Here is a 16,419-nt window from a genome sequence, read left to right on the forward strand (position 1 = left end):
CTAATGGCGAAAGCCTTAGATTTTTTTATACTTTATTCCAATAAAAGCTTCTATTTTTTTAAAAGTGTAAAAAAGAACATCCTCTTATACAGGAATATAGTTAGGAGGCATTAAATGGCATATATCATTGGAATCGTACTCATTGTTATTGCATTAATTATAGTCGGACTTATTTTACGCAAAAAGATATATGATGTTGTTGATCGGCAAGAAAGCTGGAAAATGGACATTATGAATCGTAATATCGCATTACAGCTCGCACAAATTAAAAAGTTAAATCTGTCAGGTGAAACACAAGAAAAATTTGAGTCATGGAAAGAACACTGGGAGTACATTGTGACGAAGCAACTTCCTGATATAGAAGAATATTTGTTTGATGCAGAAGAAGCCGCAGATCGCTATCGTTTTCCTGCAGCAAAGAAAACGTTACGAAAAGTTGAACAAACCTTACAATCAATAGAGAAAGATATTGAAAAAATGTTACTTGAGTTGGATGAACTGATAACGTCTGAAGAAACAAGCAGAAAAGAAATAAAAGGGTTAGAACCTGAAATTAAAGGGTTAAGAAAGAACTTGTCACAAACACGTTATCAATACGGTAAAGCGGAAGCACGCTTTGACGTAGAACTTGATGAAATAGAAGAAAATCTTCGAAAGTATCGTGAATTAACTGAATCGGGAGATTACCTTGAAGCACAGCAACTTGTGGATCATTTAAAGCTCCAAATAGAAAATCTGCAAGTTGAAATGGATGAGTTTCCAGATTTATATAAAGCCTGTAAGGATACACTTCCCAATCAATTAGATGATTTAATTTCCGGAATAAAAGATATGAAAAATAGCGGTTACCGTGTTGAACACCTGGGACTTGAAAAGGAAATTCGAAACTATCAAGGACGTTTGTTGGATTGTGTCAGTGCCGTTGAAAAAGGGAAGGTAATTACTGCCAAAGAAACAATTTCGGAAATTGATGAACGAATAAAAGATATGTATCAATTACTAGAAAATGAAGCAATAGCTAAAAGTTACATAGAAACCAAAATACCAATGTATCGTCAAAAACTGGATGATATAGATACAAAATTTTTCGATACTAAAGCGGAAGTAGATATGTTGAAACAAACGTATTACTTTGAAGATAGTGATATGGAGAAATACTTAATACTAGAAAAAACAATTACACTCCTAAAAAAACAATTGGTTGAACTGTCAGAAGACTTAGAGGATCAGGATGTATCACATTTGCAGATACGCGATAAGCTAGATGCTAATTTACAGCAAATAGAATCCTTGACGCAACAACATGAAGATTTTATAAAGTTTATCCATAATCTGCGAAAAGATGAATTAGAAGCAAAAGAAAAATTAAAAGAAATGAAAAACCAGGTATACACCATGATTCGTAAGTTGAAGAAAAGTAATGTACCTGGTGTACCAATTTTTATATGGAATTTGCTGGAAGCTACTAGTGAAAAAAATGACCTTGTTTTAAAAGCACTAGAATCAAAGCCACTTGATATGGCTACAGTGCAACATGCTATAGCTGAAGCAAATAAAAGTGTTGATCATGCCACAGAGCAAACAGATTTCATTTTGGAACAGGCACATTTAACAGAACAGGTTATCCAATATGCAAACAGGTATCGTAGTAGATATCCTCTTTTAGCTGCAAAACTTGCGGAATCTGAACGGCTATTTAGATCATATGAATACGAGTTATCATTAGAGCATGCCGCAAAAGCAGTTGAAGAAGTGGAACCAGGATCACTAAAACGTATTGAGGAATATCAAGAGGTTTCTAGTTAGTATGAGCATCATTAAAAAGGCTACACTGACACTGTTAGTCTTCATTTCCATTGGAATATGGGGAATTGCGATTTTTCTTTTATTCACCAATGAAAATTCTGTTCCGGTAACTATGCATGCATTACATCAAATAGAACAAGTTGACAAAGAGCAGATTATATATAAAAATAAACAAGATACTGTACAGGCTCAAGAAATAGTTAACGTGAATGACTTGAAAATGGATTGGAAGCATAATCGAGTTTCGATTGATGAATTATTAGCAGCAATAACACAAGAAAAATAACAAAGGCTGTCTTATGAAACGGGGAATTGTCCTTGTTCTTAAGTCAGCCTTCATTAGTGTTTAATGCGTATAGAAGTATAAGAAACAGATGGGAGATGGACATATGATTTATTTAGATAATAGTGCAACAACCAAGCCCCATCCATCCGTTCTACAAAGTTACAAACAGGTTTCAGAAAAGTTTTTTGCTAACCCATCATCTATCCATCAATTAGGCGGGGAAGCTGAAAAACTGCTGCTAAAGGCGAAAGAACAAGCAGCGCAAATCTTCCATGTAGCAAAGGATGAGATAATATTTACTTCTGGTGGAACAGAAGGAAATAATATGGCTATTAAAGGGATAGCAATACAGCATAGGCAACGCGGAAAACATATTATTACTTCGCGGATTGAACACCCTTCTGTTTATGACACATGTCGAACACTGGAGGCTATGGGATACGAAATTACCTATGTACCAGTTAATGGTGAAGGAGTAGTATCTGTAGACGATGTATCGAATGCGATTAGACAAGATACAATACTAATAAGTATTATGCACGTTAATAATGAAATTGGCTCTATTCAGCCTATCCAGGAAATTGGAGAGCTTGCAAAAAAACATCCTAAATTATTTTTTCATGTTGATCATGTACAAGGTTTAGGTAAAGTTCCTTTAAATTTAGCTAACAGTGGAATTGACTTATGTACCATGTCAGGTCACAAAATACATGGCCTTAATGGGACAGGTATCCTCTATATATCAAATCGCACAAAGTTATTTCCACTTTTTCATGGAGGGAGTCAGGAAAGATCAATCCGGTCTGGAACTGAGAACTTAGCAGGTGCGGTTGCAATGGTTAAAGCTATAAGATTGATCGATGAACGCAAAATGCAACATAAAGGTGCTTTATTGGAATTACGTGATTATACGATGCGACGGTTAACTGAAATAGATGGTCTCGTAATCAATACTTCTAAGCTAGCTGCACCACATATCATTAATTTTTCTGTTATAGGACTTAAACCAGAAGTCTTGATTCATGCACTTGGAGAAAAGGAAATTTTTATTTCCACAAAATCAGCATGCTCTTCAAAGCTAAATGAAGAAAGTAGAGTATTGGCAGCATTAGGATTAGACGATGAACGCACGATATCTGGACTTAGAGCCAGCATGTCCTATGATACAACAAAGGAAGAATTGGATACATTTATCATCGAACTGGAAAAAGCAATAAAGCAATTGAAAAAAGTAGTGGGGTAGATAAACATGGAATTTGATCATATATTAATTCGCTATGGTGAAATGGCTTTAAAGGGTAAAAATAGAAAGAAGTTTTATAGTAAGCTGCAGGATAATTTGCGAAACATACTAACAGATTTTCCACAAGTTAAGGTGAAACGTACTCAGGGACGGATGTTTGTCCACTTAAATGGACAAAATCCAACACCGGTAATGGACAAATGCAAAGAGGTATTTGGAATTCAGAGTTTAAGCTTAGCCGTAAAAGTCCCAAATGAGGAACAACAGATAAAAGATGCAGCATTGTATGCGTTAAATAACAGTATCGGAACAAAAACGTTTAAAATTAGTGTGAAACGAATAGATAAAACCTTTCCTATTCGATCACAGGAATTTAATAAAGAAGTTGGAGCTCACCTACTAATAAATTCAAATGAGCATACAGTAAATGTTCATCACCCAGATTTAGACTTGAAAATAGAAATTCGAACAGAGGCTACTTATATTACTTGTGACGTAATAAAAGGTGCTGGTGGCTTTCCTGTTGGAACTTCCGGTAAGTCATTGTTACTATTGTCTGGCGGTATTGATAGTCCGGTTGCAGGCTACTTAGCTATGAAACGCGGCGTTGCTATTGAAGCGGTTCATTTTCATTCCCCGCCTTTTACAAGTGAACGCGCAAAGCAAAAAGTAGTGGACTTAGCATCCGAACTAACAAATTACGGTTCGTCCATCAGATTGCATATTGTACCCTTTACAAAACTGCAGCAATTAGTGTTCCAAAAAATGCCTGATCGGTATTCAATGACAATTATGCGAAGAATGATGCTGCGCATAAGTGAAGCGATTTGTCAGAAGGAATCCATACTTTCTATGACAACAGGCGAAAGCCTTGGGCAAGTAGCAAGTCAAACAATGGACAGTATGAACTGTATAAACGAAGTGACAAACTATCCAGTCATCAGACCGCTAATCACTATGGATAAGCTGGATATAATTGATATTTCAAGGAAAATAAACACTTATGACATTTCGATTCGTCCATTTGAGGATTGTTGTACCATATTTGTTCCAACAGCACCTAAAACAAAACCAAAGCGGGAAAAAGTAAGCTATTTTGAATCAACAATCAATTTTAATGCGTTAATTCAAGAAGCGGTTGAAGAAACAGAGGTTATTAAAATAACGAAGAAAAGTAATAAAGAAGAGTACCAGGATTTATTTTAATTTTTATTACAACATCTACCAGATTTTTTCATGAATGATTTATCTTCTTATGACGCACTATAAAGTTATATCAAGGAGGTGAATTGACATGGCTAGCAACAATTCAAACCAATTAGTAGTACCTGGTGTACAACAAGCTCTTGATCAAATGAAATATGAAATCGCTCAAGAATTTGGAGTAAGCCTTGGTGCTGATACAACTTCTCGTTCAAACGGTTCAGTTGGAGGAGAAATCACAAAACGCCTTGTACAAATGGCTGAGCAACAATTTGGTGGAAAGTAATTAAACAATATAATAATTAATGGCTAAACGAGCTACCTCATATCCATGAGGTAGCTTATATTATTTTCTTTTATTTAGTACGATAACGTGATAAATTATTAACTAAATACGTAAAGGTAAACATATAAGAAACGGGGGATGTTTAGTGGGAGACTTATGGTTCGGTGGTCAAATCTATACGATGCAACATGAAGGAGACGCGGTTGAGGCAGTCTATACAGAAAATGACAAAATCGTCGCAGTTGGTACATACGAAAAATTGTATCATGCTTATTTTACTAGCATCGAAAACGAAATTAACCTGCAGGGTAAAACGATGCTACCTGGATTCATTGATAGCCATTTACATATATTAATGCACGGAGAAAAGCTTCTAAGGCTTGATTTATCACAGTTGAAATCTGCGGAAGAAGTAAAGGAAACATTAAGGAATCGAACTGCAAATTTATCAGATGGTGAATGGTTAATTGGTGAGGGATGGAATGAAAACCAATGGAAGGACCCTGTTATTATACATAGGTCTGAGTTGGATGAAATTTGCCCTAGTAATCCACTTATGCTCACACGTGTGTGCCGTCATGCCCTTTTAGCTAATTCGCAGGCAATTGAATTATCCAATGTTCAAAAAGATACACCTGATCCACAGGGTGGAATAATAGTCCGAGATGATAATGCTAATATAACTGGCTACTTTTTAGATACAGCTCAAGAATTGATCAAAAAGTCATTACCTAGTGTTTCCAAAGATTATTTACAAAAAGTAATTGAGATCGCTGTAGACGACTTGGTATCAAAGGGGTTAGTTGGCGGGCATAGTGAGGATTTAAGTTATTATGGTAGCTTCGATAAAACGTATCAAGCCTTCATTGATGGAATAGATGGTGTCAATAAAAAGTTTAAAGCACACTTATTGGTTCATCATGAAGTTCTCCAAGATATGTTTGATCAAAAACTCGGTTGGTTAGACGGTACGGAATACGTGGAATTAGGAGCAGTTAAAGTTTTTGCTGATGGTGCTATCGGAGGACGGACTGCATGGTTAACAGAAGATTACAGCGATGATCCTGGTAACAAAGGTGTGGCAATTCTAAGTATAGAAAACCTGGAAAAAGTAATCAAGAAAGCACGAAGTCATAGTCTACCTGTAGCGGTTCATGCGATAGGTGACCGTGCTGCAGAGGAAGTACTAACAATTCTGAATCGAAATCCACTAACGAATGGTCGGCGAGATCGACTAATTCATGGCCAAATTCTAAATGAACGGGCACTGGAACTATTAAAAATGTTACCTGTCGCGGTCGATATACAACCTCAATTTGTAACCTCAGATTTCCCTTGGGCGATTGATCGATTAGGGAAGGACAGATTAGGGCTTGCTTATGCATGGAAAACGATGATTGATCAGAATGTTCACTGTGCTGGAAGCTCTGATGCACCAATAGAAGAAGTAAGTCCTTTGCTTGGGATTCAGGCAGCCATTTTACGTAAGGCTTCTTTTGACGGCAAGGTTTATTACCCTGAAGAATCGTTATCTGTCTATGAAGCAATTCGTATCTATACACATGGTAGTGCCTATGCAATAAACCAAGAAGATTCTCGTGGGCGATTAAAGGAAGGATATGATGCAGATTTCACAATCTTAGAAGAAGATATCTTTCAAGTTGATCCTGAACATATTCATGCAATTGACATAGCAATGACGGTTATCAATGGCGAAATTGTTTATGAAAAAAATCCTTACTATTAAATTAGTAAGGATTTTTTGCTTCTTATTCGTGTCTTTCAAGGTGCCCTGAGCTATTCTTCCTATAAAAACGTTCTTTTTACTCGATCCCAATAGGAATTGTTTTTTAATTTAACTGTTTTGATTACTTTGTCACTCAGTGTCACTGTAATCCTTTTCACTTGGCGAACTGGATATGCTTCATTATCCATACCAATAAGAGGGTAATTATTTCCATCTTGAATAATATCCAGCGTGAGTTTACGATCTTTATCCAAAACAAAGGATGATCCAAGTGTTCGATAACGATTATTGTTTAACGATGCCAGTTCTGAAACCTGAAAACATGGAATTCGTGGATCAACCACTGATCCACTTGTTGATTTATTGTAACCTGTACTACCTGTTGGTGTTGCTACGATCAGTCCGTCACCACGAAAAGTTTCAAAATGTTTCGTATCAATTTTCACATCTATTACGATTGTTTTGATGATTGTAGATCTGATACTCATCTCATTCAAACAATTAAATCCAGTTTCACCATTAATATCTACATCAATAACAGGGAAGCGGCGTACTTCCATTTCCTCATGAATCATTGAATAAAGCATTTCATCAAAGTTATCTAAGTTAAAATCACAATATAACCCAGCCTCATTAGATCGAGTTATACCTGTGTATAAGCAATCCTGACGAAAGCCTGTTTTTCGTACTGATTGTAAAAAGGCCCCATCCCCGCCAATACTTACGATAATGTTGGCATTTTCAGGATCCTCTACAATAGTAAAGTCATTTTTTTTTGCTAAGTCGAACAATGGCTGTAATTTATAACTTAATTCTTCTTCATTGGGATAATAAAAATATATATTTCTACGATGTGTCATGCTAAGTTAGCCTCCTCTTCTGTATTTCCTATATTCATTTTATCATTTCCAAATTCTGAATCCCATCCATAGTTGTTTGTATAAAATTCAAAAGTAGTAAAATACTAGATTAAATAGTCATTTGACTTGGGGTGTTATCGCAAATGGTTTGGCTAATAAGTATTTTTGTACTAATTATTGTGTTGTTGTTTTCAAAAATATATGTAACCGCTAATTTTTCCTATGTAAATGATAATAAACAACATGGTTCTATACATATTTACTTTTTAAAGATTCCTTTATATAGAAAAAACATGGAGTCTGATGAGGACAAAGAACATTCTATACTTGAATTAATAAAAAGCAACAATAGACTATCAGATCTAGTACAAGAGGGGAAATCCTTTTTAAAAATGTTGAGAGAATCAATTCCAAGTATTTTTTGGATGTTAAAAAAAATATCTATACACAAATTCTATTGGCATACAAATGTAGGAGCTGGAGAAGCTAGTAGTACAGGAATGGTATCTGGAGGCGTATGGTCTGTTAAAGGATTTATGTTAGCTTTCATTAGAGAAACTAGTCATGTTGTCTGTCCATTACATGTAACTGTTAGACCTTGTTTTCAGCAATCTATATTAAATACCCAAATGAACATGAAAATTTCAATTCGACTTGGTCAAGCAATCTTAGGCGGATTAAAAGTTTTTCGTTCAATTTCAAAACTGGAAAAAAATAAGATTAATTTAGGTGAAAGGAAGATTTAAATGAGTGAACATCCAATTCAAGGATTAATGACAACAGCGATGGAAAATATAAAAGATATGATTGAAGTCAATACAATTATTGGTGATCCAGTTGAATCACCAGATGGAAGTATCATTATTCCGGTTTCCAAGGTAGGGTTTGGATTTGCAGCAGGTGGAAGTGAGTTCCAGCCAAAATCGTCTGGGGGTCAAAGTGATTCAGAAGTTGAATTACCTTTTGGTGGAGGTAGTGGTGGTGGAGTTTCAATCACCCCGGTGGCTTTTTTAATTGTAAGTGGACAAGGTATTAAAATGGTTCATTTAGATGAAAACACACATATTTTTGAAAAAATGATCGATTTCGCTCCACAAGTAGTTGATAAGATTCAGCAGATGCTAAAGGAATCATCACAAGGTAATAAGAATAAAAACAACCAAGACCGCCAAAACAACCAAAACAATGAGCAACATAATCAAAATAACCAACAACAAAATCAACAATCAAATAAAAATTATTCTATATAAAAAATATTGGTTTGTAAAATTTTCCCTGTTATAATAGATAGTATTGATAGAAAAAATGAAGCGGAAAGATAGGAGGAATGAAATAATGGCAAATGTTACATTCCAACAAAACCCTGTAACCCTTTTAGGATCAGAAATTAAAGTAGGGGACAAGGCACCAAATTTCACTGTTTTGTCTAACGATTTAGAGGATATTACATTAAATAATTATAAAGGGAAAGTAAAATTAATAAGTGTAGTACCATCAATTGACACTGGCGTATGTTCTAAGCAAACAAATCGTTTTAATCAAGAGGCTGACGAAATTGCAAATGCACATGTACTAACGATTAGTATGGATCTACCTTTTGCACAAAAACGCTGGCGCGCTGAAAATGGTGTGGAAAACTTGGACATTCTATCTGATCATCGTACTGCAGATTTCGGTGAAAAGTATGGTGTGCTTATTCAAGAGTTAAGGTTACTTGCTAGGGCAATATTTGTCGTTGATTCAGGCAATACAGTCAGGTATGTTGAATATGTACAAGAAGTTAGTAACCATCCCGATTATGAGAAGGCAATTGGAGCAGTACAAGAAGCTAAATAACAATATAATTAACATACCTCTTGCTCGTAACGAGTGAGGGGTTTTTTGTTGAATATCATATTTTTGTACATACGGGCTTTCTGTTTGATACAATAGATACGCTTATTAGCTTGCACTGAAGGAAAGTATAAAACTTTGCCATTCGCTATTAAAGACGAGACGAATGGTGAGTTTTTCTAAAAACGGAGGAAATACAATGAGTAAAACTACTACTGAACTATTTTTTGAATGGATTGACAAAACTACTGATATGATTCAGCAACATAAAGATGAGCCTTATCTTGATTGTTTAGCGATAACATTAGAGAGCTTATTGGAACAGGACTTTCTTGATGATTCAGACTCGTTATTAACAACGAACATACAAGATCAACTAAAGCAAATTGATTTATCTTCTTATCCATCAGATGAAATTCGAAAAGCGACGCAGCTTGCAATACTAAAAGGTATGAAAGGATCCACACAGCAGCAACATGTCATGACTCCAGACACTATTGCGCTTTTGGTAGGTTATCTTGCTGGTAAGGTGATGCGTTCTACCGATAAAGTGCGAGTTTTTGATCCAGCAAGTGGAACTGGTAATTTAGTAGCAACGGTCATTCGTCACTTGGGAAAAGAAACGACAGGATATGGAAGTGAGATTGATCAAACGTTAATAAAATTATCCGTTTTAACTGCAAATCTACAACAGCTGTCAATTGACTTTTTCCATCAAGATAGCTTGCGTCCATTTTTACTAGATCCTGTAGATGTTGTTGTGTCGGATTTACCTGTCGGTTATTATCCAGATGACGTAAACGCAAATCAATTTGAATTGCAAGCAGACGAAGGTCATTCTTATTCACATCACTTGTTTATTGAACAGGGCCTCAACTATGTGCAAGAGAATGGATATTTAATTTTCATTGTCCCAGAGTTCCTATTCGAAAGTGACCAAGCGGACAAACTACGGGCATTTCTACATGAGCACGCGCACATTGTAGGTGTTTTACATTTACCAGAAAGTACATTTAAATCGAAAAACAATGCGAAAAGTATCTTAATACTTCAAAAGAAGGGTGAACATTCGGAAGCACCTAAACAGCCATTGCTAGTAAAACTACCTTCTCTTAAGAATACAAAAGCAATGGAAGATATTTTAGGGCAAATGAATACCTGGTTTGCTTCTTATTTAAGCAATGAGAAATAAGGAAGGGAGTTGTGAATGATGCAAACAATATTAGCAATTAATGCTGGAAGTTCTTCATTAAAATTTCAATTGATTCAAATGCCAGATGAAAAAGTGCTGACAAAAGGGTTGGTTGAACGAATAGGTATTGCTAATTCAATAGTTACAATTGAATTAGATGGTAAAAAAGATAAAATAGTTGTCGATATTCCAGACCATGAAGATGCAGTCAGACGGCTAACAGAAAAATTAACCTCGTTGGGTATTATACAATCATTGGATGATATCCAAGCAATTGGTCATCGCGTTGTTCATGGCGGGGAACGTTTTACTGATTCCGTAGTGATAACAGAAGAAGTGATGAAGGAAATTAATGACGTATCGGAGCTGGCGCCATTACACAATCCGGCAAACTTAACAGGAATTCGTGCATTTCAGGAATTTTTGCCACAAGTTCCTATGGTGGCTGTTTTTGATACAGCTTTCCATCAAACAATGGAAGAGAAATCATACTTATATAGTTTGCCATATGAGTATTATGAAAAATATGGAATACGTAAATATGGATTTCACGGAGCTTCACATAAATATGTGTCTGAACGCGCATCAGAAATGCTTGGTATTCCACTTAAGCAACTACGACTTATTTCCTGTCACTTAGGTAACGGGGCAAGTATTGCTGCCATCCAGCATGGGAAATCAATTGATACATCAATGGGATTCACTCCACTAGCTGGTGTTACAATGGGAACTAGATCTGGAAATATCGATCCTGCATTGATTCCGTACATTATGAATAAAACTGGCCAAACTGCTGTAGAGGTTCTGAACGTATTGAATAATAAAAGTGGAATGCTCGCATTATCAGGATTTTCAAGTGATTTACGAGATATTGAGCAGCAAGCAGAATCAAATGATCGTGCTGAGCTTGCTTTGGAAGTTTTTGCATCAAGAATCCATAAATATTTAGGTTCTTATGCAGCCCGAATGTCTGGTGTAGATGCAATTATTTTCACAGCAGGTGTTGGCGAAAATAGTGATGTCATCCGAGAAAAGGTCTTAACAGGACTGGAATTTATGGGTGTTTATTGGGATCCTTCACTGAACAGAATCCGCGGCAAAGAAACATTTATTAACTATCCACATTCTCCAGTAAAGGTAATTGTGATTCCGACCAACGAGGAAGTCATGATTGCTAGAGATACGGTACGATTAACACAGTAAACACCGTCATATCAATGTTTATGAGGTGATGGATGAAACTGGAAACATGCTAATTTTGACGATTTTTCCGTGGTGTAACCAAGAGTTCTTTCTATGTAAAATATCATGGAAAGAGGGTCACTTTTAATGGAAAGACCACAAAATAGGAAAATGAAAAAATATAGTAGTCCAAGAAAGAAAAAAACGTACACAATTGACGATGCCAGAAATTTAGTCATCAAATTGAAGAAATTGGAAGGCTTGTCGAAAAGCTCCATTGAGAATTACGAAAAGTTTTTTAATGACATGGATAGATTTTTTGATGAGAAGATGGATATTTCTACCTTAACAGTTGAAGATGCACGGGATTTCGTCTATTGGCAGTTAAACGAAAAAACACCTTTCCTTAAAAATCCACATCGTAGAAATCATATGAAAAATAAAGGTGTATCTATATCTAGTGTAAATACGTATATCACTTATGCTAAGGCAACATTTAGAGTATTAGAAGAGGAAGGAATAACTGATAATATCTTTGCATCAATTAAGAAGATGAAATTTCAACAAAAGAAGATTGAAACATTAACTGTAAATGATATCAGTAAACTATTTAAATCGATGAAGAAAGACATTTATACAGAATTTAGGGATTATGTTGCTTGCCATACGATGCTTGACAGTTTTGGGAGAATTAATGAGGTTTTAAGTTTGAAAAAATCAGATATTGATTATGAACATAGTACCGTAACCTTTCAACAGACAAAAAATAAGCGTATTCGAGAAATCCCATTGTCGAAACAATCTATGAAGTTAATTGAAGAATTAATTGAGGAAACAGAAGAATTTGAATCGGAATATCTGTTTTTAAGTGTATTTGGGACAAGATTAACACCTGGAACATTTAGAAAACACTTGCGTGAAATGGTTGAACGGTCAGGTGTTGAAACGAGGGTTCATCCTCATATATTCCGACATTCAGCATCAAAAATGTTTCTTGAACAAAATGGTTCATTACGTGTATTGCAATTAATTCTTGATCACGCAGACAGTTCAACTACAATAAGATACGCCCATGTACTGGATGATACAATAAAAAGTCAACATGAACAATATACACCAATTAATTTATTAGAAAAGAAAACTAAAACAAGGACGAACAGGAAAAGAAAATAGTGTTCCTAATACCCATGTCTAATTTGGAATGTCCTAATTGGCTAAAACCCATGTTATCACTGTTGTCCTATCAAATTTATAAAAGTGCAAACTTTATTTAAATAAACTCAGAGGATGATGAAATGTGTAAAACATTTTTTGATTCTATGAAAGGAGAGATTTAAGTGAAAATAATCCATAACCAAAAAATATGGGATGATTTTAAAGAGGAGTTTCTTGAAAAGTTTCCTGAAGAACTTATTATAAAATGGGCTAAGGCAATCCATAAAAGATATTCATAGGACAGATGAAACACAACAAAATCAACCCCAAAACCTTAACTGGTATGGGGTTTTTTACTATTTAATACTACTCCAAACACTATCCCTACCCCAAAATTAAAACACCTCAAACACGCTCTAAATGACTCCTAGGACTAGTTAAATTTTCATGTAAAAGTGGTCTATATAATTGTTGCACTTATGTAAATGAGTGCGTAAATAATTATCTACACACCTAGACCCCTCCACAATCCTTGATATGTCTATTGTCCTATCTACCCAAAATCTGCGGAGTATATTGCATATACTTAAGAATTTAATACATGAAGATGTCTAAATGGGTGTCTTTATAATTATTAAGTATACCTCGACTGTCTGCAATCTATGGTGTGCCTGTTGTCCCGTCATTCTAAAATCTGCGGACTGTATTTATATATAGAAAGATCAGGATAACACCCAGCTTGCTTGGGTGTATGGGCTATCATACTGTCAAAAAAAATACCGATAAATTTTCTAATCTCGACTAGGACGTCTGGAAATGATCCCCATTCCTTCCATAAATCGACTAGTGAACCCTCGTATAGTTAACTTAACCTAAGGCAAAATAATAAAAAATTCTGTTGAGGGGGTTAATATGAAGATGAATAAGAGAAGAAAGCAACGTATGACTGACCTTGCTACAGTTACAGTTTTAGGTGCTATTATTTCAGTTGCTAACACCTATGTATTAAGATCATCGTTAATTAAAAATATAAAAAACAAAGAATAGAAAAACCTAGAAATTTTACAAGGGGTAGGATTATGGAATTTTTATATAGCTATTACATTGTTTTTATTCTTGGTTTTAGTTGTATAACATTATTGATGCTTATATGGTTACTTGGTAAATTCGATAAAGATTAACTTAATTCCCGCAAATGAGATTAAGCCAGCTAAATAATAAAAATATAATTTCACCCACCCCCACCTAGGACAAAATGTTTAGGTGTTTTTTCCTATTTTCTTAACAACTATTAGGCAATTGTGGCATATATCATAAAATGTGATTCTTTTCAAAAGGGGATGAGAATGGTTGAGCATGAAAAATGTGGCTATAGTATTATGCTTATTTTTAGTTTTGGTTGGCTGTAACGATAAGGAAGCATCTTCATCTAAGGATAAAGATACAAATTCACAGGACAAAGCTGAAGTTTCAGAAGAGGAAGTGGCTGTTGATGAGCAAGAGGATGAGGTCGTTGAACCAGATAAAGAGGTAGAAAGTGATCAAAGTATAGCAGAAAGTAAAGAGTTAGAGTATATAATGCAGGTAGATGAATACTATACTTTGCTTATTAATAATTTGAATGAAGTCGAAGCGATTTTACAAAAGAAGGATGAGTTAAGTTTTGAAGAGAGGTATGATTTAGTTTTACCAAAACTTAATGAAATTAGTGACTCCTTTTATAGTTTTGTAGACATATTAGACCTTGAGAAGGAGTTTGAAAGCGTTCCTGAAGAGTTTAAAAAGAACCATTCTGATTTAATTACAAATGTAATGTTGGTAGGAAGGGGAACAACAACCATCATAGATGGACTAAAACAGAAAGATGAAAGCATGGTTGGTGAAGGTAGGTTATGGGTAATACAAACTCTTCCTGAAACGGAAAAAGTCAGAAATGCTTTTGTTGAAAAGGTTAATAATAAATATAATATTAAGCAATAAACACCATCCCAAAACCTAGAAAAATACTCTAGGTTTTTTATTTTGTTTAAATAATTTAAGGCATTTTATACAAAAGCGCACAAAACCTATGGAGATAAGCACTAATTCTGTGAGAGGACTAAACAAAAAAATCTTCATTAACATAAAATAGTAAATAATGCAAGATGTTTTTTAACTAATTAACAAATACATGATATAATAGTGTTATAGGTTGACAGATTCATATTTTTTTGATATGCACTTAATTTTTTTAAATGGGAGGTGAGTTGAAATGAAAGATGAAAATGGAACCACTGAATTTGAAGAATTATTATTTCAAAGACGTGGAAAAGGTATCAGACTTAGAGAAATTGCTGAATACATTGAATGTACAGTAGCTTTGCTATCACAATATGAAAATAATAAGTGTGAATTGAGTCCAGAGAAAAAGAAAATGTATAAGCAGTACATAAAAAATAATTAATTAAGGGGAAAGAATTAGATGGAAGAGAAAAACATAGTTGAACAATTACTAAAATTAGAAGAAGAAATTAGGCTTATAAATAAAGAAATTAATGGATACGAACAATCAATTAAGACAGGTGAATTTTGTATTAAAAACTATAGTCATGAAGCAGATGAACAAGTTATAGAAATATGGAAAAGTCAGATAAAGGAGGGCAAGGAGAAGTTAGAAAAACTAAACAAGAAACTCCAACCATTTTTAGATGAAAGGAAAGAATATGCTAATGAAAAAATTGATATTTACAAGGCAATCAAAAAAGGATGGAAAGTAAATATCGGTACAGAAGCCAATCGATTGTGCAGGGAATATGTCTTCTCTAATGGTTGGGATAATGTAGAAGATGATGAGGTTATCGATGAATTAGCAGTGCAATTAAATTATAATTTTTTTGTGCAAAGAGCAAAAAATCTAACTGTTAATTATGAATCCATTGAAGAGTTTAAAGCGCTACTACATAAAAAAATTGTTGATGGGTTTTCCAAATTTGCCAATCAAAAACCAACAGGAAACCAAGTTTATTATTATACATCATTATGTGAAGAGTCGGGAGAAGAGGTACAAAGGTTTCAAAAAAACAAACCATTACATATTGAAATTGACAGGCTAAGTAAAACTAAAAAAGTAAATAGTGAAATTGATATTGAAAATGAAATTCTTAGGGAAATAGCAGAATAAAGTACACTACCCTAGTCCATGAGAGGACAAAAAATAGCTTCATATGGACTAGGGTAGTATCAAAAAGGATAAGCGAATTTAAAGGGGTAAGCATAATGAGTAAAAAAGACTTTTTCTTTTGCTACGATAAAAGTTTATCATATTTTCTATACAAAAACGGATTAAGATTTATCACTACAGCAATTGATCCAAAAACAGGTAGGAAATTTTCTTTATATGAAAATAGTGATGAATTAACAAAATTAATTAATGAGTATGCGTGGAATTAAGTGTATCAAATTCATACAGATAGTTCTTAAAACTGGAATTAAGTGTATCAAATTCATACAGTTAATTCCTTGATTATGGAACTAAGTGTATCAGATTGATACAAATAATACACAGTATACAGAATAGACATATACAGAATAAACATACATACAGAGGGGATGCGGTGCTAGCGCACCTAGTAAGTATTTTCGCTTGC

General features: G+C 34.4%; 18 protein-coding genes. 17 read left to right on the top strand and 1 reads right to left on the bottom strand.

Annotated features, from left to right (window positions below):
• Nucleotides 1–114: 114 nt before the first annotated feature.
• The 6 genes from ezrA to AC3G7N_RS04210 all read left to right on the top strand — a co-directional run bounded on the left by ezrA (nucleotide 115) and on the right by AC3G7N_RS04210 (nucleotide 6,571).
• On the top strand, nucleotides 115–1,806 hold the full coding sequence (gene ezrA, locus AC3G7N_RS04185) for a septation ring formation regulator EzrA (protein WP_489420890.1): 1,692 nt from the start codon (nucleotides 115–117) through the stop codon (nucleotides 1,804–1,806).
• Nucleotide 1,807: 1 nt separating this feature from the next.
• Complete coding sequence (locus AC3G7N_RS04190) at nucleotides 1,808–2,092, top strand: hypothetical protein (protein WP_489420891.1); 285 nt, start codon at nucleotides 1,808–1,810, stop codon at nucleotides 2,090–2,092.
• A gap of 103 nt (nucleotides 2,093–2,195) precedes the next feature.
• Entirely contained in the window at nucleotides 2,196–3,335 is a 1,140-nt protein-coding gene (locus AC3G7N_RS04195) for a cysteine desulfurase family protein (protein WP_489420892.1), read from the top strand.
• 6 nt (nucleotides 3,336–3,341) lie between these two features.
• Entirely contained in the window at nucleotides 3,342–4,541 is a 1,200-nt protein-coding gene (gene thiI / locus AC3G7N_RS04200) for a tRNA uracil 4-sulfurtransferase ThiI (protein WP_489420893.1), read from the top strand.
• Between the two features lie 88 nt (nucleotides 4,542–4,629).
• Entirely contained in the window at nucleotides 4,630–4,824 is a 195-nt protein-coding gene (locus AC3G7N_RS04205; RefSeq protein ID WP_489420894.1) for an alpha/beta-type small acid-soluble spore protein, read from the top strand.
• 145 nt (nucleotides 4,825–4,969) lie between these two features.
• The gene (locus tag AC3G7N_RS04210; RefSeq protein ID WP_489420895.1) at nucleotides 4,970–6,571 is read left to right on the top strand and encodes an amidohydrolase; all 1,602 of its coding nucleotides are present in this window, start codon (nucleotides 4,970–4,972) and stop codon (nucleotides 6,569–6,571) included.
• Between the two features lie 59 nt (nucleotides 6,572–6,630).
• Here the strand turns inward: AC3G7N_RS04210 and AC3G7N_RS04215 are convergent, their stop codons facing one another.
• Entirely contained in the window at nucleotides 6,631–7,431 is an 801-nt protein-coding gene (locus AC3G7N_RS04215; protein WP_489420896.1) for an NAD kinase, read from the bottom strand.
• Between the two features lie 143 nt (nucleotides 7,432–7,574).
• Here AC3G7N_RS04215 and AC3G7N_RS04220 point away from each other — a divergent pair, with 143 nt between their 5' ends.
• The 11 genes from AC3G7N_RS04220 to AC3G7N_RS04270 all read left to right on the top strand — a co-directional run bounded on the left by AC3G7N_RS04220 (nucleotide 7,575) and on the right by AC3G7N_RS04270 (nucleotide 16,222).
• Nucleotides 7,575–8,177 (top strand): DUF2953 domain-containing protein, encoded by a 603-nt coding sequence (locus tag AC3G7N_RS04220; protein WP_489420897.1) that lies wholly within the window; start codon nucleotides 7,575–7,577, stop codon nucleotides 8,175–8,177.
• Entirely contained in the window at nucleotides 8,178–8,681 is a 504-nt protein-coding gene (ytfJ, locus tag AC3G7N_RS04225) for a GerW family sporulation protein (protein ID WP_489420898.1), read from the top strand.
• An 85-nt stretch (nucleotides 8,682–8,766) separates the two neighbouring features.
• Nucleotides 8,767–9,267 carry a thiol peroxidase gene (tpx, locus tag AC3G7N_RS04230; RefSeq protein WP_489420899.1) on the top strand — a complete coding sequence of 167 codons (501 nt, stop codon included), beginning with the start codon at nucleotides 8,767–8,769 and terminating at the stop codon, nucleotides 9,265–9,267.
• A 196-nt stretch (nucleotides 9,268–9,463) separates the two neighbouring features.
• Nucleotides 9,464–10,456, top strand: a complete 993-nt coding sequence (locus tag AC3G7N_RS04235; protein ID WP_489420900.1) for a class I SAM-dependent methyltransferase — start codon at nucleotides 9,464–9,466, stop codon at nucleotides 10,454–10,456.
• An 18-nt stretch (nucleotides 10,457–10,474) separates the two neighbouring features.
• Complete coding sequence (locus AC3G7N_RS04240) at nucleotides 10,475–11,659, top strand: acetate kinase (protein ID WP_489420901.1); 1,185 nt, start codon at nucleotides 10,475–10,477, stop codon at nucleotides 11,657–11,659.
• A 126-nt stretch (nucleotides 11,660–11,785) separates the two neighbouring features.
• Nucleotides 11,786–12,811, top strand: a complete 1,026-nt coding sequence (locus AC3G7N_RS04245) for a tyrosine-type recombinase/integrase (protein ID WP_489420902.1) — start codon at nucleotides 11,786–11,788, stop codon at nucleotides 12,809–12,811.
• 894 nt (nucleotides 12,812–13,705) lie between these two features.
• On the top strand, nucleotides 13,706–13,840 hold the full coding sequence (locus AC3G7N_RS04250) for a hypothetical protein (protein WP_489420903.1): 135 nt from the start codon (nucleotides 13,706–13,708) through the stop codon (nucleotides 13,838–13,840).
• A 303-nt stretch (nucleotides 13,841–14,143) separates the two neighbouring features.
• Complete coding sequence (locus AC3G7N_RS04255; protein WP_489420904.1) at nucleotides 14,144–14,773, top strand: hypothetical protein; 630 nt, start codon at nucleotides 14,144–14,146, stop codon at nucleotides 14,771–14,773.
• A 271-nt stretch (nucleotides 14,774–15,044) separates the two neighbouring features.
• Nucleotides 15,045–15,236, top strand: coding sequence for an XRE family transcriptional regulator (locus tag AC3G7N_RS04260; protein WP_489420905.1), 192 nt, complete (start codon nucleotides 15,045–15,047; stop codon nucleotides 15,234–15,236).
• A gap of 18 nt (nucleotides 15,237–15,254) precedes the next feature.
• Complete coding sequence (locus tag AC3G7N_RS04265) at nucleotides 15,255–15,953, top strand: hypothetical protein (RefSeq protein ID WP_489420906.1); 699 nt, start codon at nucleotides 15,255–15,257, stop codon at nucleotides 15,951–15,953.
• Between the two features lie 95 nt (nucleotides 15,954–16,048).
• Nucleotides 16,049–16,222: a hypothetical protein gene (locus AC3G7N_RS04270; protein ID WP_489420907.1), complete on the top strand. Its 174-nt coding sequence runs from the start codon at nucleotides 16,049–16,051 to the stop codon at nucleotides 16,220–16,222.
• Nucleotides 16,223–16,419 lie beyond the last annotated feature (197 nt).

This window comes from Virgibacillus carmonensis (assembly GCF_057836705.1).